Consider the following 25,383-nt stretch of genomic DNA (forward strand, 5'->3'; position numbering starts at 1 on the left):
AAAGCGAACTCATTACGATCTAGTTGCTCCATTCATCCATAGAATAAAACAATAGCCTTGATGTAATTAAATAAATTTGATTGATCTTAATCCTCGTGTGGTTTGATCTCGTTGAGATCCATGTTTTTCTGAGCGGCATAATTGTAACCGCTTTCCCACCATTTGGTCATTTTTTGTTTATTAAAGACCAGCGAGTTGGTCGTCAAAACCGTAGGCGTGTAGTACATATTGATGATCGCGTTTTTGTTGTTTGCAGCAAATTTACCGATGGCGATATTCTGCTTCTCGATGCGATCCATCATGAAACCGTGTAGGTTAGTCAACAGGGAAAAGGCATTTGTGGACGGTAAATTGTTCAAATAATTGACCTCAGTTTCCAAAACGATCACATCTACAGTCGTGGCACCTCGATCAATAGCTTCCTTGATGGGCACCATGCTGCCAAAACCGCCGTCTGCCCACTCACAACCTTCCTTGTAAACGATGCTCATAAAAGGAACGTAATTGCAGGAAATCCAGATCCAATCGCAAAAATCTTCATAGGAAAAATCCTTGATGGACTTGTATTGCGTCTCATGCGAGCTAAGATTAGATACCGTGATCACGATGTCTTTATGCGATGTTTTGAGTTCGCTAAATTCTTCTTCCGTAAAAACTTCTTTGATCAATTTGAGCAGGTTTTTGCTCTCGCCAAAGGTTTTCTTTCCCTTAAGAAAACGGCGTAATACATTCCAGTGATTGATGCTTATTTCCTGGTGGTTGAATTTGTCCCTTTTGATCAAAAACGGTGAATCGCTGAAGATGGATTTCTGGTTCACACTCGTATATACTTGCTTGATCTTGTCGATCTTTTTTAATGCGAGATGCGAGATAAGCAAGCTGCCCGTACTGGTCCCTATGTAGAGATCATAGTCGTATTTGAGTTCTTGGATAAGATACTGTGCAACGCCACCCGCAAAAGCGCCTTTACTACCACCACCAGAAATCACGAGTGCTCTCATAAAATCTTAATTATCGGTATTGGGATTTTTGAGGCTATCATAAATGGTGGCCTTGATACGCTCGCTATTGATAAAGCCATCGCCGTATCCTAGATCATCATAACGCTTAGTGATTTCAGTATTGGTCATGATCTGTTCTCTAGTCTGGTTGCGGCTCTCGGCAAGCTGGATGGCTTTACGCAAATCCTTCAACATGTTGATGCTGTTTTTGAGATCTTGAATCTTTGAAAGTTCTCCATGACCAGGTATGATGTGCGTATCTTCATTAATGGTTTGCAGTATCATTTGTTGGGCGGCAATGTAGCCGTCGATGGATCCGCCAGAGTTCAAATCAATATAAGGATACTTATCCTTAAAAAACACATCGCCCATGTGTACTACGTTTTTATCTACAAAATAGATAAAGCTATCGCCGTCTGTGTGCGCATTGTGCACGTGAACCACCATGATGTTGTCATCCTCTGGCATTTTGAGTTTGATTTCTTCATCAAGGGTAAGTTCAGGTAAGTAGCCTGTAGCCTTATCGGCTTCCTGTAACCTTTTTAGTACGTTGGCTTGTGCGACGATGGTAGTTTCTGCTGTATTGAAATTTTCATTGCCGCCAGTATGGTCACCGTGGTGATGTGTGTTGACCAGATAGGTAATATCGTTAGAACTAATCGAGTCAATAGTAGCTTTGATTTTCTCACTCAACGGCGCAAACTGGCTATCCACCATGAGTGTCTCGTCGTCTGATACGACAATCATAATATTACCGCCACGACCTTCCAGCATATAGACGTTGTCAACGACTTCAGTGGTTTTGATGGTCACTGTTGCAGGATCTATTTGAGCTGTTGCAAGCGTGCTTGAGAGTATTACAGTGACCAGTATTGTGTTGAGGATTTTCATGAGATTTTTAATAGGTTGCTAAGCAAAGATACCTGAAACTCTCACGAATTCAGGTAATTGTCTTTCTTCAAATCGGTAATTATTTTCTGTTAGCAATCCTCAACAAGTAACTCAATTTGCTCGCAGTTAAGTCGAAATATTGTTCCGTTTTCAAAAAAATAAATGATGTCATCATTTTCGTTTGGTTTAGCATGATCCATGAATGCATCATTTGTTTCGCGTAATGCTTTTGGGAAAAATGTAATCTCACTAAGCGTATTTTGATCTTCAAGAAATTCAGAACTGCTTCCCTTCAATATTTTTTTAAAACTTATATGAAGATGTGAAAATATTAATTTTTTAAACTCATTTTTAGATACCCATTCTCCATCCGATTTTACAAATACAATATGCACAGTATCATCAAATTCCAATATTTCCTTGAAATCAAAATTATTATGCAGATCAATATGAACTCCATTTAAGCGAACCGCATAATTTTCTATAATTTCAAAGTTAGTTTCCATACTATTTTTCAACTGATTGAAGTATAATTCTTAAAACCAAAGATACCCGAATCTAATAAAAGACTCGGGTATCTGAATATTTTGAAAAAGAGTACTTACTAGATAGCGCTCACTCTCCAGACAATACCGCTATCATCATCGTTCACTAACAAACTTCCATCGTTGTGAACAGTTACGCCTACTGGTCGACCGTACACATCTTTGTCAGATCCTTTGGCCGTAAACCCAGTCAAGAAATCGCGTGGTGGTTGTGGTTTTCCTGCGGCATCAAATGGGATAAATACCACTTTGTAACCACTCAATGGTTGACGGTTCCAAGAACCGTGTTGGCCTATAAAAGCTCCGTTTTTATAAGCTGCAGGAAATGCATCTTTAGTATAGAATTCAAATCCAAGAGATGCCGTGTGCGAGCCAAGAGGCACATCTGGAACAATGGCTTTATCCACCAAGTCTTGATGTGGATCATCGCTCCATCGTGGATCGTTGATCTGTCCGTAATAAGAATAAGGCCAGCCGTACCAGCCACCTTTTTTTACGCTAGTCGCATAATCTGGAACCAGATTGTTCCCTAATTTATCTCTTTCATTTACTGCGGTCCATAGCTCGCCAGTGACTGGATTCCAGTCCATTCCTACTGGGTTTCTCAAACCAGTGGCATACTCGATCTCACCAGATCCATCAGGATTGATTTCTAGAATGGTTGCGCGACGCTTTTCATATTCCATTCCGTTTTCACCTACGTTGGAACCAGAACCTACCGAAATATAGATTTTTGACTGATCGGCATTGGTGATCAAATTACGTGTCCAGTGGTTGTTGTAACCGCCAGCAGGTAAGTCCAAAATTTTCTTACCACTACCAGTCAATTGGTTGATACCATCTGTGTAATCATAAGCGTATAGTCCATCAGTATTGGCCACATAAAACGTGTTGTCTATGATCAACATCCCAAACGGCTGATTCAAACCGCTTACAAATACGTTTTGATAATCTGCAACGCCGTCGTTGTTGGTGTCACGCAATAAAGTGACTTGGTTGGCACTGTTGCGCGTATTGGACTCTACAACAAAAACATCACCATTCTCATGAACGTAGGTCCAGCGTGGATGTTTTAACGCTTTCGCGAAAGCGTTTACCTCGAAACCTTCTGGTGCAATAGGAGTCATTCCATCTTTCCATCCTACCACGTTGCTCACAAGAACCTCAGATTCTGTTGCATATGGAGCTGGCAAAGTGATATCACCTATGGCAGTGGTAACGGTCTGGTTGGGATTGTCGCTCATTTCCTCTTTCACCTCTTTGGGTGTGCTGTCTTTAGGGTCTTTGGATTTGCAGGAAATCAGCAGTAAAGAAAACAGTAATGCGTATAAATATTTGTACATAGCTTTATTTTTTAAAGCTGTAAAAATAGGAGGTAAGCGATGTAAAGCCGTTGTGGTTAACGGGATTTTAGGGAAGTGGTTGGAATGCGCAATATATAATTGAAAAGTCTATCTGGATTGTGACATTTCCCTAAGGAGACTGATTTGTTTTATTCTGATTTCCATTGCTTCCTTTTGGCGCGATTCCGAAAAAAGATTTTTGATGGTTTCCGATTCTTTTGGTGGTGGTGGTAGTAATGGAAAAGTATCATCAATTTTAGAGGATATTCCACATTCATTTACCCTAAATCCATCGAATTGCTGTCCAAATACCAACCATTCACCAGTTTTATTTATGTAAGGACCACAAGTCCCATAATTTTCACCGTTAATTTTCTGTCCAGGTTTTAAATTTCCCTTGAAAACTGTACAGACTATTATTTCGAATTGATCTTTTGAAACATTTATCACATCACCGATGATTACATCATTTACATAATTATATTCTTTGGGCGTAGCTTTTTGCCAATTTCCCGTCGGTGGGCATGTACAGACATCTTCATTTTTTGGAAAGAAGGACAATAGAAATATAATTGGGAAAATGTTCGTCATTTGTCACGTCATTAAAATTGTTCTTAGAGTAAATTTTTGTGTTCAACGCTCTTTTCTTATCTCATCATCTGTCTTTTGAAGAATATGCGTCTACAAATCCACCTGCCCATCACTAGCCACTTTCCCAGAAAGCTCCTTGATCTTGATGCTAAAGGCAGCAAAAAGCAAGGTCATAAATGGCGAAAGCCAGTTAAAGATCGCATAAGGTAAGTAGGCGATGACATCAACGCCTAACGTTGTACTTTGATAGGCGCCACAAGTATTCCACGGTATTAACACAGAAGTTACCGTACCAGAATCTTCCAGAGTTCTAGAGAGGTTTTCTGGTGCCAGTCCTTTATCTTGATAGGCTTTGGCGTACATTTTTCCGGGTACGACAATGGCAAGGTATTGATCACTTGCGGTAAAGTTGATTGCAAGACAACTCACGACCGTACTCGCAAACAATCCAAAAACCGAATCGAATAAATTCAATAGGGCTTTACTGATAGTTGCCAGCGCACCTATGGCATCCATAATTCCACCAAAAACCATAGCGCAAATAATCAGCCAGATCGTTCCCAGCATTCCTGCCATACCACCAGATTCAAACAAACCGGCAAGCTTTTCACCAATCTCGGTATTTTCTGTAATAGGAGCGATGCTCGTGTCCACGGTAATGGCATTCATCAAGCCTTTGTAACCTGAAGTAAAATTCCACGTATCCAGTCCGCTGTTGGCTAAAACCAACTCTGGCTGGAAAATCAATGCCGCAACAGCAGCCAATAATGTTCCTACTAATAAAGCCACGAGCGGCGAAACCTTTTTAACAATCATCGCGATGACCAGCACAGGAACTAAAAACAACCAGGCTGATGTGTTAAACGTATTCTCGATCGCGTTTTGGTAAACGGTGACATCTGCATTTCCTGAAGTGTCTATTGAAAAACCAATAATGACAAAAACGATAAGCGTGACGACAATGGTTGGCACCGTGGTCAAGGTCATATACTTAATGTGCGTGAAAAGGTCCGTTCCTGCCATGGCAGGAGCAAGGTTGGTCGTGTCACTAAGCGGTGAGAGTTTATCACCAAAGTAAGCACCACTCAAAACGGCACCAGCCGTCATACCAGCATTGATATCTAGCGCTCCGGCAATACCTATCAAAGCGATACCTACAGTAGCACTGGTGGTCCAGCTGCTACCGGTGGCGACAGAAATAACGGCACAAATCACCACACATGCAGCCAAAAATATGGTAGGGTTCAAGATATCCAGACCATAATAGATCATGGTAGGAATGATACCGCTTATCAGCCATGTTCCTGCTAGCGCGCCTACCATAAGCAGAATTAAAATGGCACCAGCGGTGGATTTGAGATTTTGTGCGACTTCTTCAATCATGGTCTCATAGGAAACCTTATTGAAATAACCTACCAGTCCAGCAACGGCCGCACCTAGTAAAAGGATAAATTGATTGGATCCAGACAGCGCATCATCACCATAAACCACCAGAACGTTAAAGGCCAGCATTATTATAAGAGCCACAACAGGAATTAGTGCTTCCCAGATATTCAGTTCTCTATTTTCAATAATTTTTTCGTCCTCGTGATTGATGTTTTGGCTTTCCATGAATTTTTAAGTAAACGTAATGTTACAACTTTGTGATTTGAGTTGCAAACCTAGTGATGACGTACGTAAGTTGCTATGAGCTTTTTGTCGTATCCTAGCTTTCGCGAAAGCGAGAACATCACATCCAGCAGTGGTCGCAACAGTCTGAATAACAAGTTATCCACTTGAGTGTCGCCCCATTTTAATAATAGGACAGCATAAAATGGATTGTAGGGAATTTGATTACTGCCAAAGGTTTTCCCATCGCTTACCAATCCAAAAAGTACCGCCATGAAGTTCTCAAAACCGGGTTGTCCTGGCTCTAAACGTGCTCTAAATATGATGGGTTCGGGATTGGGATTGTAGAATCTGTGATTGTCGGTGACAGGAACTTTAAAGGTGTCACCAGGTGATAGACGTAATTCTTTACCCAGATAGTTTACACCTAACGTTCCTTGAATGGGTTCAAACTCTTCTGTGAATCGGTTATGGTAATGAATGGGATTGCCACCATCGGGCTGCAGTTCTACCTCAATGTAGGTATACGCGCCGTTAGTACTGGCACTGGTTTCCAGTAGGGTCGCTTTTTCACGGGTAATGGGATTCTTGTAGGTGACAGGCATGCTCAAAATTAGGCTTTACAACATCCATTTGTTTGATAAAGTGATAATAAATCCTAATGGCTATCGCCTTAAATAGCCGTGTATTAATCTTATTTTTGTATTCCAAATTTGAGAACATGTCAGAGCAAATAGAACGAATAAAGTGTTTAATCATAGGATCAGGACCAGCTGGATATACGGCTGCGATCTATGCTGCGCGAGCAGATATGAAACCTGTAATGTATACCGGTATGGAACCTGGTGGCCAGTTGACCACCACGACTGAAGTGGATAATTTTCCTGGATATCCTGACGGTATCGATGGACCAGCCATGATGGTGGACCTACAAAAACAGGCAGAACGTTTTGGAACCGATGTTCGTTTTGGTATGGTGACTGAAGTAAATTTTGCGACCGAGAAAGGCGGTATCCACAAAGTAGTGGTAGACGGAAAAATTCATCTGGAAGCCAATACTGTGATCATTTCTACAGGAGCATCTGCTAAGTATCTAGGTTTGCCTAGCGAACAGCGTTTGCGCGGCGGTGGCGTTAGTGCGTGCGCCGTTTGTGACGGATTTTTCTATCGCAATCAAGAAGTAGCGATTGTAGGTGCTGGAGATACGGCAGCAGAAGAGGCTAGTTATCTAGCCAACATATGTAAAAAAGTAACCATGCTCGTGCGTAAGGACTATATGAGAGCTTCTAAAGCCATGCAGCATAGAGTGAATAGCCTTAAAAATATTGAAGTCCTATACAATAGCGAGGTAGACGAAGTCCTAGGTGACCAAGTCGTGGATGGTTTGCGCATCAAAAACAATCAAACTGGCGAGAAACACGAGATTGAAATCACTGGATTGTTCATCGCTATAGGTCACAAGCCTAACACAGACATTTTCAAGGGACAATTAGACATGGGCGACGATGGTTACCTAGTCACCGTTCCAGATACGACCAAAACCAATTTACCTGGAGTATTTGCTAGTGGAGACGTTCAGGATAAAGTGTATAGACAGGCCATCACCGCAGCTGGAACTGGTTGTATGGCTGCTCTAGATGCAGAACGCTACCTAGCCGACATAGGTGTGGTAGAAGAAGTGAAGGCTGGAGATTACAGCATCGAGTAGGCTGAAAGTTTTACGAAAAAAAAATCCCTTGATGGCTGTGCCATCAGGGGATTTTTGGTTTTACAAACTATCTTTTATTTCTTCATCAAGACTGCTCTGTCTGTAAACTCGGCCATATTGATTTTTGGATTGTTGTACAGTTCTATCTGTGCATTGCCGCTGGCTTTCAATTCAAAATCCTTGTTGACATTCACACTTGCCTCTGCATTGCGAGTGATGCTTAATTTCAAGTCTTTGAGGTCTAGCTTTTCTGCAACAAGATCAGCTCTACCTTCAAGAACCATGGATGCTGTTTTTGCGTCACCTTCAATACGTGCGGTCGCTTTGTCTGTCATCAAGAAGTTAATCTCGTCGTATTTAAGGAGTGCTTCAGTATCAGAGTTTCCGTTAAGGTTCAACTGGGCACTGCCGCCGCCTAGATTACATTCTGACTTGCTGTCTGCCATACCGTTAAAGATGAGCTCATTCACGCGCCCTGTAAAATATACTCTGGCTTTGTCCTTCACGTTTATTTGGAGCATTTCTAACCTAAAATTTGTGGTGGTGCTCAATTGCGCATCTTCAAAGACGGTGATCGTTCTAAGTTCTGGTGTGTAGACAATGTTGATCTTCAACTCTTTATTGCGTCTTATGTCTGCAGTGGTTTTAATGGTCAATACGCCACCTATTACAGAAACATCAATGTATTGGTGCAGGTTGGAATCTGCCTTGACATCAACTTTAGGAGTAACACCTTCAGATAAAGTGACTTCCAGTTCTTCACCAATTCTTATTTCTTGAAAAGGTTCTACGGTAATGATTTGGGTGGTTACATCTCTATTGCCTTTTATTTTTTGCGCTTTCGCGAAAGCGAAACTCAACAACAACATCGATGCTACTAGTAAATTCTTCATTTCTTTTGGTTTTAAATTCAATATAACCAAAAACCGCTCCATATAAAGGGAGCGGTTCTTAATATATTCCTATTTTAAAATAGGATGAGTTCGGTGAGGTAACAGATGAGCGCTATCATGATCGATCATTTTGACTCACACCATCGTTACCGTCATATTGCCAGTCACCATCATTTTCTGGAATGCTGTTCGCTGGGACACTATCATTGACCGTGTCCATGGCTTCTTCGTCAGCTTCCTTTGGCTCTTCGATAATGGGGCAATCCAGACATACCGCCTTGCCATCCTTGATCTGGTACGTGTACTCAATGTTATTCCCTAAACGGAATGCGTCATTGTTGATATACGATCTGTATCGCTCACCAAATCGCTCATTGAATCGAGCCGTAGTACCTTCTGGCAAATACACCATGAGTTCTACATCGTGATCGCCAAATCCACCATTTTGAGGCAACATAAAATAGTCTGATCCAACAAAAGAAGAGTCTGTGAGTTTGTACTCAAACTGGATCAGTTTTGCTCGTTCCTTGGCTTCTTCAAAACTGGCTCCTTTGGATTTGAACAAGAGCTCGACACGTGCTACAGAATCTGTTGTGGATCCAGTCGCTACCTTGACATTATAATACTTAACGTATTGTTGCCCGTCGATCTCATCAAACTCAAACTGGACACCATTGCGATTGAATGAGTTGATACGATCTGTCCTGGTAAGGTCCAGTGAGAAAGGTTGCGACGCGTCAACGGCAAACTTCTCTGTTTTTTGTACGCTCGCATCAATTGCTTGACTAGCTATGATTCTCCCAATCATGATACTTAAGGCTATCACGGCAATAATCCATATGGCAGAAAGTGCGAGATACACTTTAGAGCCTAAGGTGCGCAAATTGCTCACCAACAACTTCAAGCCTAAAACAGCAAGCAGAAATAACGGTATTCCTGCAACTAATATAATGGCAAGAACCAACCAGAAGGAAGCAAAATCTGCTGGGACAACCCAGTCAAAAATGGTTAACAAACTATACCCTTCAATATCTATCGCACTCGCCGTGATGGTCGATACGATCAAGGCCACCAGCGCGATGGTCGTCGTGAGGAATAACAGCAACCCAAATATCTTGACGATTGCTTTAAGAACTCCTAAGATCAGACTGCCTAAGAATCCAAAAAATTTAACGGTTCCACGTTTTCCCTTTTGACCTACGATGCGGTGGCCGGCGTCGGTCTGCCCATCGGCCACGGGCTCAAAACCCGCTTTGAAATTATCTTCAATATTGGAGATGTTGACTTCCTTGCCCATCATAGTCAGGCGCTGGTTAGTAGTCACTGCATCGGGAACAAAAATCCATAGCAATATATAGATAGGTATGGCCCAACCAGCGGTAAGGAATGTAATAAGGATCCATAACACACGTACCCAGACGATGTCGATGCCTAAATAATGTCCCAATCCAGAACTTACTCCACCAACGTAACCGTTTTGAGTGTCTCTAAAGAGCTGTTTCCCTTTAGTAGCATAATTGGGACGCTTGGCCTTGCTGCCAGATTCTGTAAAGATGTCCTCGTCAACCTCATAGTCTTCTGGTTGTCCCATGATGTCAATCACAGCTTCTACATGACCTATAGAGATGACCTGTTGTTCATTGGCTCGCTTTTCAAGGAAAAGTTCTGCGATTCTGGACTCGATGTCAGACATGATCTCGTCTGCGCCGGTAGTTCCAGAAAAGGAGCTGCGTACCGCTGCAAGATATCGCTGCAGGCGTTGATAGGCATCTTCATCTATGTGGAAGAACAGCCCAGCTAAATTTATATTGATGGTCTTGTTCATGATTTCTTGGTTTTAGGTTTGGTAACAATGTTGACGGCATTCTTGAGATCGTCCCAAGTGCTGGAGAGTTCAGTCAGGAAGATCTTACCTGTTTCAGTAAGACCATAGTACTTACGTGGTGGTCCACCGGTACTTTCTTCCCAACGGTAGTTGAGTAGTCCTGCGTTTTTTAAACGTGTCAGTAATGGGTAGATGGTGCCTTCCACCACCAGGAGTTTAGCATCTTTCAAAGTATCAAGAATCTCTGCCACATAGGCATCTTCTTCCTTGAGGATCGATAGAATGCAGTACTCCAGTACGCCCTTGCGCATTTGCGCTTTTGTGTTTTCTATCTTCATGTTAGTTCGTATTAGATGTTTCCTGAACTGGCGTATCAGGAATAAAATTAATCGTTAACGGGTAGCGGTATTCCTGTCCATCATGAGCCCTGATCGCCGCCTTGATCGTGCAGACCAGATCCACAATGCCCAAAGCCAGAATAAGCGTACCGCAAATCACACCACTGGCGACGATGGTGGAGAAAATCCCCAAGTCATTGGCAAAGGGAAAGCTAGGGCCATCCATCGCTTGCCATAAATCTGGACCGCCAGAGATCATGCTCCCTATAATCACGCCACCGCCTATAAACGCAAGTATAACGGTCCAGAGCGTGATGCTCAACTGGAAGTTGATGGCCTGTTTGCCATGCCGATCGATAAAGTCAGATTTTTTGGAATTGACCATCCATAGTAGAATGGGCAGGATGAAATTTCCCAATGGGAAAATCCATTTTCCAAACGTCGCTAGATGGATTCCCATGGCGATATTATTGTGGTTGTTTTGTTGTTGTTTTTCCATCACCTATTAATTTCTAATGCAAATATATATCTAAAAGATAGTATTATGCAATACAAAGTACCATATATTTTTATTTAGGTATAGTGATTTGATGAGTTCGCTTTCGCGAAAGCGTAATAAAAACAGCCCTTTGAAGAGGAATGGTTAGCTAAGAAAAAATCTGGTTTTGTTTTTTAATGTGATCGGATAATCATCAAAATTTCAATTTAAGATGAGTTTATTCTTCATAAACTTCAACGGAAAAGGTGTCACAACCTAAATCTAGAAAGCGTTCTGATCATCAAAAGTTTTTTGCTTACTCTGCTGTAAATCGGTTAGTTTTGCTGTATACGTCAAGCTTCCAACCATGATCACACCGGCAAAAATCAACACTTTTACATTTTTCAAATTACCCAGCTGCTGGTGGTGCGGCGTACGTGTTAAAACCATCACGCCAGAGACGTGCACGACACGTGTCAAGCACAGATGGTTCAATCAAAACCCATTCAAGAGCATGTATTTTGCCGTGCAGGCCATGGCAGCAGAGCTTACCACAGGAGCTTTAGTGATGTCCTATATCAAAGAATCCAATGCTAAGGTGAGCATGCTGGTAGCTAACAATGAAGCCACTTTTACAAAAAAAGCAACAGGGCAGATCACATTTACTTCTAACGATGGACTCGCAATTAAGGAGGCCATTGAAAAAACGGTAGCCACAGGTGAAGGCCAGACGGTCTGGATGGAGGCCACTGGAATCAATGCAGACGGTATACAGGTAAGTAAGTTTAAATTTGAATGGACCGTAAAACGCAAAGACTAACGCGCTTTCTTTTTTAAAAGTTCTAACAAATGCCGCTTAACTCATTGCGTATCTTGCCGTCATGAAAGCCAGTTTCCAGAAATACACTTTAGAATTTAAACAGCCTGCGGGAACTTCTCGTGGAGTACTCAAAACCAAAGACACCTACTTTCTTACCTTAGAAAACGACAGCGAAAAAGGAATAGGTGAGTGCAACCTTTTTAAAGGATTGTCCAGCGACGATAGGCCTGATTATGAAGAGCAACTGCAATGGGTTTGTGATCATATAGGAATGAAACCTGCAGAAATTAGCGCTGCCCTGCAAGAGTGGCCTTCGATCTTATTCGGTTATGAGATGGCGATGAAATCGCTGCAGTCCAGCGATCCGTTTACGCTTTTTCCATCTCCATTCACGCAACAACAGGATCATATTCCCATCAACGGCTTGGTATGGATGGGCGATAAGGAATTCATGATGCGGCAGCTGGAAGAGAAGCTGGCGGCTGGATTTGACTGTATCAAATTGAAGATAGGCGCCATAGATTTTGATGCCGAAATGCAGTTGTTGAAGTCGATACGATCTCGCTTTCGCGAAAGCGAAGTCACCATAAGAGTTGATGCTAACGGAGCTTTTGAACCTAAAGAAGCTCTGGCTAAACTCGACGAAATTGCAACCTATAAGGTCCACAGCATCGAGCAACCCATCCAGCAAGGCCAATGGAAGGAAATGGCTGCCTTGTGCGAGAAAACTCCAGTGCCCATCGCGCTGGATGAAGAGCTGATTGGCTTGTACGCTTCTGAAGATCGCGCTCGCTGTCTGGATCAGATCCAACCACAATATATTATTTTGAAGCCAGCTCTTGTAGGTGGTTTTGCCAGCTCACGAGAATGGATCAATCTGGCAGGTGAACGCAACATAGGCTGGTGGATGACCAGCGCCCTAGAGTCTAACATAGGGCTGAACGCAATCGCACAATTTACGTACACGCTAGGTGTTTCCATGCCGCAGGGTTTGGGAACTGGCGGCTTGTATACCAATAATATTGAAGCTCCATTACAGATCAAAAACGGTGCCTTGCATTGTAACGAGATTGCTTTATGGAACACTAATCCAATAAATTTTTAGAATGTATATAGAGCAAGGCTACAAGGGAAGTCTGGGAACCTGGAACTTTTTTGTCATACCCGTATTGTTCATGTTGCTCATGGGCTTTAATTATGTCTCTACTGTGATGTTGCTTGAAGAAAGCGATCAATCCATGGAACAAATGATGGCGCAAATGATTGATGTCATGGGAAGAAATGTTTTTCTCGCCGTCAACTTAATGATTTTTGTTGTGGGTTTGTTAGGCATCTTTATCTGGGTCAAATTTATCAATCAGCAATCGCTTACTAGCCTTACTACCTCAAGAAAGCGCATAGATTGGAAGCGTATATTTTTCATGTTTGGTTTTTGGGCGGCTTTTTCGGCAGGTTCTATTTTACTTTCGGTTTATCTAGCTCCAGAAAATTATGAACTGCAATTTGACTGGAATAGATTTCTTCCTTTATTAATCATCTCTTTGGTATTATTTCCTTTCCAGACCAGTTTTGAGGAATACCTTTTTAGAGGTCAACTTTTACAAGGATTGGGCATAGCTACAAAAAGTAGGGCAGTGGCCTGGATAGTAACTTCAGTCCTTTTTGGTTTGATGCATGCTGCAAATCCAGAGGTAGAAAAGCTGGGATTTTCTGTTATGATATTTTACATAGGTACAGGTCTTGTCCTTGGAGCCATGACGCTGCTGGATGAAGGTCTTGAACTTGCCCTAGGTTTTCATGCAGCAAACAACATTACCGCAGCCTTGATGATGACCGCATCATGGACGGCTATTCAAACAGACTCTATTTATATTGATGTGTCAGAGCCCACAGCATTTACGCTGGTAGATATGATTCCCATATTTGTGGGTTATCCTATCCTGTTGCTTATTCTAGGCCGCATCTATAAATGGAAAAATTGGAAAGAAAAATTATTTGGTCGCGTGCAGAATCGAGCGTACTTTACACAACAAAATCCTGAGCTAGATACCAACATCAATAATGAATTATGATTCCAGAAGTACACCCAGAATTCCAATTAAACGGTAGGTCACTTGACCATAAAGGTCTCATGACCGTTGCCTATAGTTATGCCAAAGAAGGTGAACTGTGGGAACGTCAAGTAGGTGATTTTCTATTGAACTGGCTGGATGATTTTTCCTATCATACAGTATTCTCCAGTGGCTCTACTGGCGTGCCTAAAGAATATAGACTGGAGAAAAAGCACATGATCAACAGTGCACGCATGACTGGCGAGCGTTTTAGAATAAGTGCAGGAATGGATGTGTTGTGCTGTTTGCCGTTAAGCTATGTTGCCGGTAAACTAATGATGGTGCGGGCGATTGAATTAGGCTGGCACATCGACCTGGTGGCGCCGTCAAAAAATCCGCTGGATAAAGCGACCAAGCGTTATGATTTTACCGCGATGACCGCTTATCAAGTAAAACATTCCCTGGATTATTTATACAAAAGCCGAAAGATCATCATAGGTGGTGGACCGGTTGATGAAGCCCTAGTAGAAAGCCTAAAAGGTCGCCACACTAGAGCTTACCACACTTATGGAATGACTGAAACCAGCACGCACGTTGGCATACGCGAACTCTATCCCAATCATGAAGAATTCTTTACTGCCTTGCCCAGAATCAAGGTGCGCTTGAATGGTGCAGATTGCCTTGTGGTCGATGCTCCAGATCTTGCAGAAGAACCTGTGGTAACTAATGACCTGGCGATCATTAAGAATGAAAAAATGTTCAAGATTTTAGGAAGGACTGATAACGTCATCATCACTGGTGGTATCAAGATCCATCCAGAATCAGTTCAAAACAAGTTGTCCAAGTTTATCGATAACCGCTTTTTTATCTCTTCAGAGCCAGAAAAGGCTCTAGGTCAGCAAGTGGTTATTTATGTAGAAGGTGAAGAAATCGATTTGGAGTCCGCTTTCGCGAAAGCGAAACTAGACCGATTTGAAAAACCACGCAAAGTCATTTTTGTAAAGCAATTTGCCGAAACTCATACGGCAAAAGTGGACCGTAAAGCCATTATAGCAAAGTACGGAAACAAGTAAGTCCTTTAAAAATTAGTGGTTGTTAAGCTGCTGTGCAATCGCATCAGTGGCTTGATCCAGCATCTTGTAGACATTCTCAAAGCCTTGATCACCGCCGTAATAGGGATCTGGAACATCGAGATCGTCCCCTGGAAAAGGGACTTCAAGAATCTTTTTGATCTTGGCGCGCTGCTCGTCGTTTTGAGCTAGGTCCATCACGTCATTATAGTTGGACCTATCCATGACATATATATAGTCAAAGTTTTCAAGATCCTGTGGTGTCAGCTTGCGGCTGCGTTGCTGCGAGATGTCAAGATCGTAGCGCTTGGCAACTTCAATAGATCGCTTATCTGGCGCCTCGCCTTTATGGCCACCGCTAGTTCCAGCGCTGTCCACCGTGAATTTGGTAAAGTTCAATTTAGATCGCATCAAACCTTCCGCCAGTGGCGAGCGGCAAATGTTACCCAAACACACCATTAAAATGGAGGTTTGCTCTTTCATTTAATTCGCCAGCTTTTTACGCAGATCTTCTACGTACTTATTAAATTGTTTGTCTGTGGAAGCAAGGTTGTCAACCGTCTTACAGGCATGTAAAACCGTTGCGTGGTCGCGTTTCCCTATTTTTGATCCAATGCTGGCAAGTGATGCCTTGGTCATTTTCTTTGAGAAGTACATCGCCAGTTGACGTGCTTGTACAATATGACGCTTGCGGGTCTTGGATTGTAGAGTTTCAACGTCCATCTGGAAGTAATCGCTCACAACTTTTTGGATCTGATCGATGCTTACCTCACGTTTGGTATTCTTTACGTAGTTCTCAACAATCTTTTTGGCCAATTCGATAGTGATATCCTTATGGTTAAAGGAAGAATGGGCAATCAACGAGATAATGGCACCTTCCAGCTCACGTATGTTGGTCTTGATGTTATCTGCTAGATAATTGATGATGTCTTCTTCCATTTCCACACCATCGCGATACAATTTGTTCTTGATGATGGAGACTCTTGTTTCATAATCTGGATGGTTGAGCTCTGCACTCAAACCCCATTTGAATCTGGAAAGTAAGCGCTGCTCGATGTCCTGCATATCTACGGGCTTCTTATCACTCGTTAGAATGACTTGCTTACCATTTTGATGTAGGTGATTGAAAATATGGAAGAAAACATCTTGGGTTCCTGCCTTACCAGCAAAGAATTGGATGTCATCCACGATCAGTACATCTACAATTTGATAGAAGTGAATAAAGTCATTTCTATTGTTCTTACGTACGGACTCGATAAACTGCTGGGTAAACTTTTCAGCACTTATATATAGAACCGTTTTATCTGGGTAATTTTCCTTGATACCAACACCTATGGCATGAGCAAGGTGAGTTTTTCCTAGACCGACACCACCAAAAATCAATAATGGATTAAATGACGTTCCACCTGGTTTGTTGGAAACTGCCATACCAGCACTACGTGCAAGTCTGTTCGAATCACCTTCTAGAAACGTATCAAAATTATAAGAAGGATTGAGTTGAGACTCAATCTTTACATTACGTATTCCAGGAATAATAAACGGATTCTTAAGTTCTGGACTTTTACTGCGTACAGGAGCGTCAACCGTTTGTGAATTTTGAAATGTACGGTTGCTGCTGGGTATTTTTTCGGTGAATGGTTCCATACCTTTTAAGGTATTCTCCATTCTAATGGCGTATATCAATTTAGCTCCTTCACCTAGCTCTTTTGTAAGGGCTGTTTTAAGCAATTTGATGTAGTGTTCTTCGAGCCATTCATAGAAAAAACGGCTGGGAACTTGTATACTCAACGCTGTATCAGTTAGCTTTACTGCCTTGATGGGTAAAAACCAAGTTTTGTAGGCTTGTGGGTTGATATTATCCTTTATGAATTCAAGACAATTTTCCCATACCGATTCTGCCGTCGATGTCATAAATATTGTTTTATCTGGTTAGGTTCGACTCTAATATGAACGAGGAAAACGAAGCACAAAGTGGCTACCTCAAGAGTGGTACAAATATGTGTATAAAAAACCTTAAAAAAAATAAAAAGTAGGGTTGGTTTTTACCAAATATAATTGCATGCAGGAACCATTTTAATCCACCTAATTTTACATCATAAAATATATGAAAAATTCGATCATCGACATTGTGCCAAGATATGCCGAAACCGACCAGATGGGAATCGTTCATCATTCTAACTATTTGATTTACATGGAGCAAGCTAGACTTGACTGGTTGGATGCTTTAGGCTTTTCTTATCAAAAAATGGAAGATTCTGGAGTGCTTTTACCTGTTTATCAAATAGATATAAAGTATAAAAATCCGATCAAGTTTGGGGACGAAATTTCTGTCAAAACTACCCTTAAGAATCTTCCTACAACAAGGGTCGTTTTTGAGTATGAAATCACAAAAAAGGACGGTTCCTTATGTGCCACGGCAGAGCTTACTTTAGTGTTCACAGATGCCAAAACCTTTAGACCTCGTAAACCAATTCCCGAATTTTTGGAAAAGTGTAAAACCCTGTTTTAACTACGACTACTTTATCATAAAATCATAGAATGCTAGACGACTATTTCCAAGACTTAAAACACGAATTGCGAGGTGCGATGAGTAAGCGCAATCATCCTTTCAAATACGCCTACTTATCCACCGTCGATGAGAATCTACAACCTCGAGCAAGAACTATCGTGATTAGAGAAGTGAGTGAAGCCATAAACTTCACCATTTTTACTGATTCGAGAACTACTAAGGTGCATCAATTGCAGCAAAACCCTAGAGCAAGTCTATTGTTTTACCACGGTAAAGGTTTACGTCAAATTAGGGTAGATGGAATTCTGGAACCTATTACAGATGCACAAGAAGTAAAACGCCTTTTCCAAAAAGTATCTTCTAAATCCATTAAAGATTACACGACCCAATTGCCGCCAGGATCACCCATAAAAAATCCTGATCATGTGGAATATGTAGAGCGATCAGAGAATTATTTCCTGCCATTACAACTCACGCCTACATCCATTGAGTTGCTACAACTCAAACGACCCAATCACTTGAGAGCGCTGTATACAATTGACAATAATGAATGGCAAGGTCAATGGCTGGTGCCTTAAACACTAGCAGTAATAGGATACATAGCATTTAATTGCTCAAGAGTTCGCTCCACGGCATTGAGAGGTACACCTATGGTCATTTTACAGGTTTCGGTAAGATCCTGATTTTTGACATTAAAGGAATGCTCATCCACAAACCTCATGACCTGGCTCATTTGTGGATATTCAAAAGAGATGATAATGTCTTTAGTAATGACACGTTCCACGATCTGTGTCTGATCCAGTGCCAATCTAGCGGCCTCGCGATAGGCTTGAATCAAACCACCTACACCAAGCTTCGTCCCGCCAAAAATCCTACTCACCACCACCAGCACATCACTCATTTCAAAAGCATTGATTTGCGATAGGATAGGGTCGCCAGCGCTATGGTTGGGCTCGCCATCATCGTTGGAGCGGTATACATCATTGGTAGGGCCTAATTTCCAGGCATAGCAATGGTGTCCAGCTTTTGGGTGTTTGTTGCGCAGCGATGGTAGGATATCATTCAGCTGATCTTCATGGGTAAAGGGAAAAGCGGTAGCATAAAATTTACTGCCACGTTCCTTGTAAAGAATCTCCTCGGTAGCTGAAGTTATGGTTTTGTAACGATCTTTCATGTGAGTTACGCTTTCGCGAAAGCGATACAAATTATAGCCACCACTGCAAGAGCAATGCCCCAGTAATTCTTGACCAGCAAACGTTCCTTGAACAACAGGTAGCCCAAAAGCGTGGTGAACAGAACCGTTCCCACGTGGTTAATGGGAAAGAAAACGCTGCTTTCCATGCCGTTTTTCAGCGCCTTGATCAAAAAATGAATCGAGAAATAATTGGGTATGCCCAAGGCTATTCCCGCCACAACGGATTTCAATTGCAAACGCCTGCCATTTAAGGCCTCGTAGACCAAAATCAACAACCCTAAACCGAAGGCAGCCACAAAGCAAACCGCACTAAAAATAGGTTCATCACCATCTGGAACGAAATTCTTTTCGGCATATTTGATGATGGTGTCGATCGTGCCGCTGCTCAGAAAAAGCAGCGCTGGTAGCAGCAATTCTTTTTTATGAATGGTGAGGCCGTTCTTAGATTTTAACGAAGCCAGATATACTGACGCCAGGGCAATCACTATTCCAGCAATCTTGAGCCATCCCAAGCTCTCGCTGTAAGCCCAAATTCCAAAAACTACCGGTATGATGAGTGACATTTTACTAGCCACTGCTGCGACAGACAATCCGTTTTTTTGACTGGTTAATGCCAGTATGTTGAATACGGTAATGAATAGAGCGCCTAAAATAATGGAGAACCAAAACCAGTTGCCGTTGACAATTTTGGTCACTGATATTTCACCTTGAAAAACCAGTAATCCGGTGACGGCAGCAACCATATAATTGATGACAATAGCGTGCAAAGTATTGACTTCAAATACTTTAAAGTATTTGAAGATCACGTACAACAAACTGGAAGTGAGAACACTTAGAACGAGCCAGATCATGGTTGCTTGAAAATTTTAAGGACGTCGTCTTTGATCATCATGCGTTCCTGCAGACTAGCGTTATTGGGTATCGATGGTGCTTTGAGTCCATTTTTGAAGTAAACAGTCGTACCCATATATTGATGGATCTCATCCCAAAGTTCTTTTTCTATAAACTGCTGCAAAGTTTTGGCGCCACCTTCAACAATGACGCTTTGTATGTTGAGGTGATACAGGTCTTGAATGATGTTTTCGGGTTCACTTGAGTCTCTGCGCAGGATTTGGGTCATCGCATCCTCGTTAAAAACATTTAGATTTTCGGGTAAGTCATTTCGTGAGTCCAAAACGATTCTTATGAGGTTGTTCCCATACCATTCACGTACCGTTAGGCTAGGATTATCATCCAGTGCGGTTTGCGCACCTATGAGGATACTATTTTCTTGTGCTCTTGATTGGTGTGTGTGTTGCCTGGAATATGGATTGGTAATCCATACAGGTTTCTGTTCTTTTTTAGTGGCTGGTGCAATGAAGCCATCTGCGGTTTCGGCCCATTTCAGAATGATGTAGGGTCGCTGTTTTTTGTGGTAGCTAAAGAATCTTTTGTTCAGATCGTTGCATTTCTCTTCAAGAATTCCTGTAATGACTTCAATACCTGCTGCGCGTAATAGTTCTGCGCCTTTGCCGGCCACTTTTTCATGCGGGTCCAAAGTGCCGATGACCACTTTTTTAAACTTCTTTTCAATAATCAAAGACGCGCAAGGTGGCGTCTTACCGTGATGGGAACAAGGCTCTAGATTGACATAGATGGTGGCTTTTTCAAAATCAGAGGTTGAATAGCCGTTGCGTTCTGCCGCTGCAATGGCGTTGACTTCGGCATGTGGCTCTCCAGATTTTAAATGAAAACCTTCGCCTAAAACTATTCCTTCATCACTCACAATTACAGACCCAACCAGCGGATTGGGATAAGTGGTTCCCAAACCATTCACGGCTAGTTGTAAGCATCGTTGTATGTAAACCTCGTCTCTAGTCAAGGAAACAAATTTAAGATTATAGAACGCTTTGTTGACTATCCATCGATAACTTTAAGAGCACATAAATATTGGGCATCACATCACCATAGTATCTTTGAGATATGAACATTAGAAAAATACAGCCTAAGGATAATCCTGCGGTACGCGATATTATCCAGCAAACCATTCTTGAGCACAACGCTCCTAAAGAAGGAACCGCATACAGCGACGCGGCAACCCAATCCATGTATCTGGAGTACCAAAAACCAAGACACGTGTATTTTGTGGTAGAAATAGATGGTAAAATATGCGGTGGTGCTGGAATTGCGCCATTAGCCAATTATCCAGATGGTATTTGCGAGTTGCAAAAAATGTACTTTTTACCTGAGGTTCGTGGTAAAGGATATGGTAAGCAGTTGATGAATAAGTGCTTGGAAGCTGCAAAAGCTTTTAAATTTTCAAAAGTCTATCTGGAAACCATGGACAATATGTACGATGCTCAAGGATTGTATAAACGAGTAGGCTTTGAACTGTTGACCCAACCGCTGGGAAATACGGGTCATTACAGCTGTCCGGTGCAAATGATCAAAAATCTGGATTAAGATGACGCTACGACAATTACGGGATATTTACGTGAGTAGACTGGTAGATCTTTATCCAGAAAATGAGATCGTTTCGATCTTCAAGATCGTTTGTGAGGATTTGCTGTACATGAGCAAGTCAGACATTATGATAAGAGGTGAAGAGCCATTGTCACATTTGAAGGAAGAAATCTTGCTCAGGTCTCTGGAAACCTTACTTGCCGGCACGCCAGTACAGCATATCACGGGAATTGGTCATTTTTATGATCATGAATTCAAGGTCAACGAACATACCTTGATACCACGCCAGGAAACGGAAGAACTCGTCCAGTGGATCCTTGACGACCACAAGGGAAAACAAATTAATTCCATTTTGGATATAGGTACAGGTAGCGGTTGTATAGGGGTTAGTTTGGGTAACGCTTTCGCGAAAGCGAACTCCCTAAAATCTTCTACTAAAATCATACTTTTGGACCTGTCCAAAAATGCCTTACAAGTGGCAGCCTCAAACGCAGAAGCTATTTCGCCAGAGGTAAATTTTGAACTCATACATCAAGACATTTTAGCCACAGAAAAGCTGGAACCTTTTGATATTATCGTTAGTAATCCACCGTATGTGCGAGAGTTGGAAAAGCCAGAATTACATAAAAACGTTTTAGATTTTGATCCAGAGATGGCATTGTTCGTTGAGAATGAAGATCCGCTGGTGTTTTATAGAAAGATTCTTGAGTTGGCCAAGGATCATAACAATCCGTTAGTGTATTTTGAGATCAACCAATATTTGTCAAAAGAGATGAAACAGCTTGCGATCCAGTTGGATTATAAGCACGAATTACGCAAAGACTTAAATGGCAACTGGCGCATGATGAAGTGCTGGAAGTGAACGAGTTTGGAATTAAATTTGTAACTTGCACAGCATCTGTGCAAATGAAAGAATTATGGCAACAAAGAATTTAACTATTAGGCTGTCTGACCAATTGATTGAAGCCAGTAAAGAGTATGCAAAAAAGCAGGGCAAGTCATTGAATGAAATGATTCGCGAGTTTTTGGAACGTAACGTGAAAAAATCTTCAGAGCAGGAAACCCCTATGGATGAATGGATCAATTTTGCTAGAGAAAACCCTGCTCCTTATAATAAGGGTTACAAATTTGATAGAGATGAGGCCAATGAAAGATAAATGCTTTGTGGACTCAAACATCTTTATTTATGCGTTGAGTATTGAAGACGAAATAAAACGACAAGCTGCTATTGATTTACTTCAAAAACGGACTAAGAATTATGAAACGTTCATTTCCATTCAAATCATTAAAGAAGTAAGTAATATTTGTCTGCGAAAGTTAAACTACTCTGTTAATCAAGTAAATCGGATTATTGACTTACTTAGTAAACATACCGTCTTGAATGTATCCATCGATACCGTCAAGAAAGGCCTAGAGCTTTACGATACCTATAGTCTATCATTTTACGACTCACTAATTATTTCTTCGGCATTGGAAAGTAATTGTAAGGTGTTTTTCTCAGAAGACATGAATCATGGAGAATCTATTGCTGGCCTTCAAATCATTAACCCATTCCAAAAATAAATGGATCCCAAAACCCAAATAGAATCCCTAAGAAAGGAACTGCGTGAGCATAACTACAACTATTATGTGAAGGACGATCCATCCATTACAGACTTTGAGTTTGATAAGAAATTGGAACAACTCAAAACTTTAGAGGCCAGCCATCCCGAATTTTTTGATGCATCAAGCCCGACGGTAAGAGTTGGTGGCGAGGTCACCAAGAATTTCAAGACCGTCAAACACATCAACCGAATGTACTCTCTGGACAATTCCTACAGTCTGGAAGATTTACAGGATTGGGAAACGCGTCTGCACAAGATTGTAGATGGCGATATACAGTACGTTTGTGAGCTTAAATATGATGGTGCCAGTATTAGTTTGCACTATGAGAACGGCAAATTTGTCCAGGCCGTGACTCGTGGTGACGGTACACAAGGCGATGACGTTACCACTAACGTTCGTACAATCAAATCGGTACCGTTGCAATTGAAAGGCGATGATATTCCGAAAAAGTTTGAAATACGTGGAGAGATCGTGCTGCCATGGGATGGTTTTCACAAAATGAATAAAGAACGTGAGGAACAAGGACTGGAATTATACCGCAACCCACGCAACACCGCTAGCGGCAGCTTGAAATTACAAGATAGTGCTGTGGTCGCGACACGACCATTGGAATGTTTGTTGTATCAATTGGCCGGTGATAACTTGCCTTTTGAAACTCAATTTGAAGCACTGGAAGCTGCCAGAAAATGGGGTTTTAAAGTGCCGCCACAATCTACACTGGTTAATGGCATCGACGGGGTATTGGAATTTGTCAATCATTGGGATACGGCCAGAAAGGACTTGCCTTATGAAACAGATGGCGTGGTCATCAAGGTCAATAAATTGCAGCATCAGGAAGAACTAGGCTTCACGGCAAAAGCACCGCGCTGGGCAATGGCGTACAAGTTCAGTGCAGAACAGGTCTCGACCAGACTTCAAGAAATTACATATCAAGTAGGACGTACCGGTGCTATCACGCCAGTGGCCAACCTAGAACCAGTGGAAATTTCTGGAACTACGGTCAAACGCGCGAGTCTTCACAATGCAGACCAAATAGAAAAACTGGATATACGGGTAGGTGATGAAGTATTTGTGGAAAAAGGTGGTGAAATCATCCCTAAGATTGTCGCGGTAGATCTACTTAAAAGGCCAGAAGATTCCGAGCCAACGGTTTATGCGACCAACTGCCCAGAATGTGGTACCCAATTGGTACGTAAAGAAGGCGAGGCACAGCACTATTGCCCTAACGATCAAAGCTGCCCGCCGCAAGTCAAGGGTCGCATTCAACATTTTATATCTCGCAAAGCCATGGATATAGATGGCATAGGTTCTGAAACGGTGGACCAATTGGTAGAGGCTGGATTGCTACATAATTATGCTGATTTGTACGATCTGAAATACGAGCAAATCATCCCATTAGAGCGCATGGCAGAAAAGAGCGCGACCAATATGATTGCCGGTATCGAGGCCAGTAAAGAGATTCCTTTTGAGCGCGTGCTGTTTGCTTTGGGAATACGATATGTAGGCGAGACCGTTGCTAAAAAGTTAGCCAGACATTATAAATCCATGGACCAATTGGTCGCGATACCAGAGATTTCTAAAACCGATGAAACCGATTTGTTTAGTGATGCTGTGGATGATTCCGCTATCGAGGAGCAAGGCGACGATGAGGTTCACACTGAGCGTAGTCGAAGCGGGAAAGCAGAAAAACTTCAAGAACTAAGCAACATACCAGAGATAGGCGAGCGCATCGCAGAGTCTGTGGTAGAATTTATTACAGATCCTGCAAGTATGGCGGTAGTACAGCGGTTACGCAATGCTGGTTTGAAATTCTCATTGAGTGAAGAAGAACTATCCAGCAGGTCAGATGCGCTGGCAGGAAAAAGCTTTGTGATTTCTGGTGTTTTTGAAATGTCCAGAAATGATTTAAAAAAGATGATTGAAAACAATGGTGGTAAGGTAAGCAGCTCGCTATCCTCAAAAACTGATTACCTTATTCGTGGTGAAAATATGGGACCTTCAAAACTGGAAAAGGCTGAAAAGCTAAATATCAAGATGATTAGTGAGCAGGAGTTTCTCGCGATGGTGTGATTTTAAAAAACACGTAAGCGAAGAAGATCATAAAGGTAAAATCATTTAATCCGTAAAGGGTGTAGAAAATACCAGCAAGAAGATTTTGATCGTAGACGTTTTCTAGGCTGTTGTTTGAAAACCAGACGAGGTAAGCAATAACGTAAGCTAACTTTTCAAGGACAAAAACTCCAATAAGCCATTTCACATTCATATAGGTTTTGGAAACCGCGATATACGCTAGACCCCAAACCATGATCATGAGCAACCCAAAATAAGACATGACCGCAGGATCTGTTTGTGGGATCACCTCATTGGTAAATCCTTTTGAAAAAATCAGCAGCCCAACGGTGTTCATTAAGCCAGCAGCAATGAAGCCTTTGGAGATGGTGGATTGGGTCATTTTGAGTGTATTAAATTA

General features: G+C 41.9%; 29 protein-coding genes. 12 read left to right on the plus strand and 17 right to left on the minus strand.

Annotated features, from left to right (window positions below):
* Nucleotides 1-86 precede the first annotated feature (86 nt).
* The 7 genes from BST86_RS02820 to BST86_RS02850 form a co-directional block, all read right to left on the minus strand.
* Nucleotides 87-1,001, minus strand: a complete 915-nt coding sequence (locus BST86_RS02820; RefSeq protein ID WP_105981931.1) for a patatin-like phospholipase family protein — start codon at nucleotides 999-1,001, stop codon at nucleotides 87-89.
* Between the two features lie 6 nt (nucleotides 1,002-1,007).
* Nucleotides 1,008-1,892: an MBL fold metallo-hydrolase gene (locus BST86_RS02825; protein ID WP_105981932.1), complete on the minus strand. Its 885-nt coding sequence runs from the start codon at nucleotides 1,890-1,892 to the stop codon at nucleotides 1,008-1,010.
* Nucleotides 1,893-1,981: 89 nt separating this feature from the next.
* Entirely contained in the window at nucleotides 1,982-2,398 is a 417-nt protein-coding gene (locus BST86_RS02830; RefSeq protein ID WP_105981933.1) for a hypothetical protein, read from the minus strand.
* A 98-nt stretch (nucleotides 2,399-2,496) separates the two neighbouring features.
* Nucleotides 2,497-3,780, minus strand: coding sequence for a PQQ-dependent sugar dehydrogenase (locus BST86_RS02835; protein ID WP_105981934.1), 1,284 nt, complete (start codon nucleotides 3,778-3,780; stop codon nucleotides 2,497-2,499).
* A 108-nt stretch (nucleotides 3,781-3,888) separates the two neighbouring features.
* The gene (locus BST86_RS02840; protein WP_105981935.1) at nucleotides 3,889-4,371 is read right to left on the minus strand and encodes a hypothetical protein; all 483 of its coding nucleotides are present in this window, start codon (nucleotides 4,369-4,371) and stop codon (nucleotides 3,889-3,891) included.
* 90 nt (nucleotides 4,372-4,461) lie between these two features.
* Nucleotides 4,462-5,982: a Na+/H+ antiporter NhaC gene (gene nhaC, locus BST86_RS02845; RefSeq protein WP_055412357.1), complete on the minus strand. Its 1,521-nt coding sequence runs from the start codon at nucleotides 5,980-5,982 to the stop codon at nucleotides 4,462-4,464.
* Nucleotides 5,983-6,032: 50 nt separating this feature from the next.
* Nucleotides 6,033-6,584, minus strand: a complete 552-nt coding sequence (locus BST86_RS02850) for a cupin domain-containing protein (RefSeq protein WP_105981936.1) — start codon at nucleotides 6,582-6,584, stop codon at nucleotides 6,033-6,035.
* Nucleotides 6,585-6,700: 116 nt separating this feature from the next.
* Here BST86_RS02850 and trxB point away from each other — a divergent pair, with 116 nt between their 5' ends.
* Nucleotides 6,701-7,687, plus strand: coding sequence for a thioredoxin-disulfide reductase (trxB, locus tag BST86_RS02855; RefSeq protein WP_055413709.1), 987 nt, complete (start codon nucleotides 6,701-6,703; stop codon nucleotides 7,685-7,687).
* 74 nt (nucleotides 7,688-7,761) lie between these two features.
* Here the strand turns inward: trxB and BST86_RS02860 are convergent, their stop codons facing one another.
* The 4 genes from BST86_RS02860 to BST86_RS02875 form a co-directional block, all read right to left on the minus strand.
* Nucleotides 7,762-8,580 carry a GIN domain-containing protein gene (locus tag BST86_RS02860; protein WP_172443302.1) on the minus strand — a complete coding sequence of 273 codons (819 nt, stop codon included), beginning with the start codon at nucleotides 8,578-8,580 and terminating at the stop codon, nucleotides 7,762-7,764.
* 115 nt (nucleotides 8,581-8,695) lie between these two features.
* On the minus strand, nucleotides 8,696-10,405 hold the full coding sequence (locus BST86_RS02865; protein WP_105981938.1) for a PspC domain-containing protein: 1,710 nt from the start codon (nucleotides 10,403-10,405) through the stop codon (nucleotides 8,696-8,698).
* A complete protein-coding gene (locus tag BST86_RS02870) occupies nucleotides 10,402-10,743 on the minus strand; it encodes a PadR family transcriptional regulator (RefSeq protein WP_055412360.1) in 342 nt (113 codons plus the stop codon). Before BST86_RS02870 ends, BST86_RS02865 begins: the two co-directional genes overlap by 4 nt.
* A 1-nt stretch (nucleotide 10,744) precedes the next feature.
* On the minus strand, nucleotides 10,745-11,242 hold the full coding sequence (locus tag BST86_RS02875) for a DUF4870 domain-containing protein (protein ID WP_105981939.1): 498 nt from the start codon (nucleotides 11,240-11,242) through the stop codon (nucleotides 10,745-10,747).
* A 346-nt stretch (nucleotides 11,243-11,588) separates the two neighbouring features.
* Between BST86_RS02875 and BST86_RS02880 the strand changes: the two genes are divergently transcribed.
* The 4 genes from BST86_RS02880 (at nucleotide 11,589) to BST86_RS02895 (ending at nucleotide 15,165) form a co-directional block, all read left to right on the plus strand.
* Nucleotides 11,589-12,041 (plus strand): DUF4442 domain-containing protein, encoded by a 453-nt coding sequence (locus tag BST86_RS02880; protein WP_105981940.1) that lies wholly within the window; start codon nucleotides 11,589-11,591, stop codon nucleotides 12,039-12,041.
* A gap of 61 nt (nucleotides 12,042-12,102) precedes the next feature.
* On the plus strand, nucleotides 12,103-13,146 hold the full coding sequence (locus BST86_RS02885) for an o-succinylbenzoate synthase (protein ID WP_105981941.1): 1,044 nt from the start codon (nucleotides 12,103-12,105) through the stop codon (nucleotides 13,144-13,146).
* Between the two features lies 1 nt (nucleotide 13,147).
* Entirely contained in the window at nucleotides 13,148-14,113 is a 966-nt protein-coding gene (locus BST86_RS02890) for a CPBP family intramembrane glutamic endopeptidase (protein ID WP_105981942.1), read from the plus strand.
* On the plus strand, nucleotides 14,110-15,165 hold the full coding sequence (locus tag BST86_RS02895) for an AMP-binding protein (RefSeq protein WP_105981943.1): 1,056 nt from the start codon (nucleotides 14,110-14,112) through the stop codon (nucleotides 15,163-15,165). The genes BST86_RS02890 and BST86_RS02895 overlap by 4 nt, the downstream gene beginning before the upstream one ends.
* 12 nt (nucleotides 15,166-15,177) lie before the next feature.
* On the opposite strand, the gene BST86_RS02900 is transcribed toward BST86_RS02895, so the two are convergent.
* Both BST86_RS02900 and dnaA read right to left on the minus strand, forming a co-directional pair.
* Nucleotides 15,178-15,645: a low molecular weight protein-tyrosine-phosphatase gene (locus tag BST86_RS02900; protein WP_055412366.1), complete on the minus strand. Its 468-nt coding sequence runs from the start codon at nucleotides 15,643-15,645 to the stop codon at nucleotides 15,178-15,180.
* The gene (dnaA, locus tag BST86_RS02905) at nucleotides 15,646-17,073 is read right to left on the minus strand and encodes a chromosomal replication initiator protein DnaA (RefSeq protein WP_055412367.1); all 1,428 of its coding nucleotides are present in this window, start codon (nucleotides 17,071-17,073) and stop codon (nucleotides 15,646-15,648) included.
* A 193-nt stretch (nucleotides 17,074-17,266) separates the two neighbouring features.
* Here dnaA and BST86_RS02910 point away from each other — a divergent pair, with 193 nt between their 5' ends.
* A complete protein-coding gene (locus BST86_RS02910) occupies nucleotides 17,267-17,671 on the plus strand; it encodes an acyl-CoA thioesterase (RefSeq protein ID WP_105981944.1) in 405 nt (134 codons plus the stop codon).
* A gap of 29 nt (nucleotides 17,672-17,700) precedes the next feature.
* On the plus strand, nucleotides 17,701-18,249 hold the full coding sequence (locus BST86_RS02915) for a pyridoxamine 5'-phosphate oxidase family protein (protein ID WP_105981945.1): 549 nt from the start codon (nucleotides 17,701-17,703) through the stop codon (nucleotides 18,247-18,249).
* Here BST86_RS02915 and BST86_RS02920 read toward each other — a convergent pair.
* Genes BST86_RS02920 through ribD form a run of 3 tightly spaced genes read right to left on the minus strand, consistent with a single transcriptional unit; the run spans nucleotide 18,246 to nucleotide 20,727 of the window.
* Entirely contained in the window at nucleotides 18,246-18,845 is a 600-nt protein-coding gene (locus BST86_RS02920) for an IMPACT family protein (RefSeq protein ID WP_105981946.1), read from the minus strand. The two genes, BST86_RS02915 and BST86_RS02920, sit on opposite strands and share 4 nt — an antisense overlap.
* Before the next feature lie 5 nt (nucleotides 18,846-18,850).
* A complete protein-coding gene (locus BST86_RS02925; RefSeq protein ID WP_105981947.1) occupies nucleotides 18,851-19,717 on the minus strand; it encodes an EamA family transporter in 867 nt (288 codons plus the stop codon).
* Nucleotides 19,714-20,727: a bifunctional diaminohydroxyphosphoribosylaminopyrimidine deaminase/5-amino-6-(5-phosphoribosylamino)uracil reductase RibD gene (gene ribD, locus BST86_RS02930; protein WP_105981948.1), complete on the minus strand. Its 1,014-nt coding sequence runs from the start codon at nucleotides 20,725-20,727 to the stop codon at nucleotides 19,714-19,716. Before ribD ends, BST86_RS02925 begins: the two co-directional genes overlap by 4 nt.
* Nucleotides 20,728-20,828: 101 nt before the next feature.
* Here ribD and BST86_RS02935 point away from each other — a divergent pair, with 101 nt between their 5' ends.
* From BST86_RS02935 to ligA, 5 genes are read left to right on the plus strand one after another with little or no spacing between them, the layout of a single operon-like run.
* Nucleotides 20,829-21,308 carry a GNAT family N-acetyltransferase gene (locus BST86_RS02935; protein WP_105981949.1) on the plus strand — a complete coding sequence of 160 codons (480 nt, stop codon included), beginning with the start codon at nucleotides 20,829-20,831 and terminating at the stop codon, nucleotides 21,306-21,308.
* Nucleotide 21,309: 1 nt separating this feature from the next.
* Nucleotides 21,310-22,170 (plus strand): peptide chain release factor N(5)-glutamine methyltransferase, encoded by an 861-nt coding sequence (prmC, locus tag BST86_RS02940; RefSeq protein ID WP_105981950.1) that lies wholly within the window; start codon nucleotides 21,310-21,312, stop codon nucleotides 22,168-22,170.
* 55 nt (nucleotides 22,171-22,225) lie between these two features.
* Entirely contained in the window at nucleotides 22,226-22,465 is a 240-nt protein-coding gene (locus BST86_RS14735; RefSeq protein WP_146126698.1) for a DUF6364 family protein, read from the plus strand.
* Nucleotides 22,455-22,871, plus strand: coding sequence for a PIN domain-containing protein (locus tag BST86_RS02945; protein WP_242446553.1), 417 nt, complete (start codon nucleotides 22,455-22,457; stop codon nucleotides 22,869-22,871). The genes BST86_RS14735 and BST86_RS02945 overlap by 11 nt, the downstream gene beginning before the upstream one ends.
* Nucleotides 22,872-24,983, plus strand: a complete 2,112-nt coding sequence (gene ligA / locus BST86_RS02950) for an NAD-dependent DNA ligase LigA (protein WP_105981952.1) — start codon at nucleotides 22,872-22,874, stop codon at nucleotides 24,981-24,983.
* Here the strand turns inward: ligA and BST86_RS02955 are convergent.
* Nucleotides 24,952-25,365 (minus strand): hypothetical protein, encoded by a 414-nt coding sequence (locus BST86_RS02955; protein ID WP_105981953.1) that lies wholly within the window; start codon nucleotides 25,363-25,365, stop codon nucleotides 24,952-24,954. The genes ligA and BST86_RS02955 overlap by 32 nt on opposite strands.
* Nucleotides 25,366-25,383: the final 18 nt, after the last annotated feature.

Source organism: Nonlabens agnitus (assembly GCF_002994045.1).
In the GTDB taxonomy this organism is placed as follows: Bacteria; Bacteroidota; Bacteroidia; order Flavobacteriales; family Flavobacteriaceae; genus Nonlabens; species Nonlabens agnitus.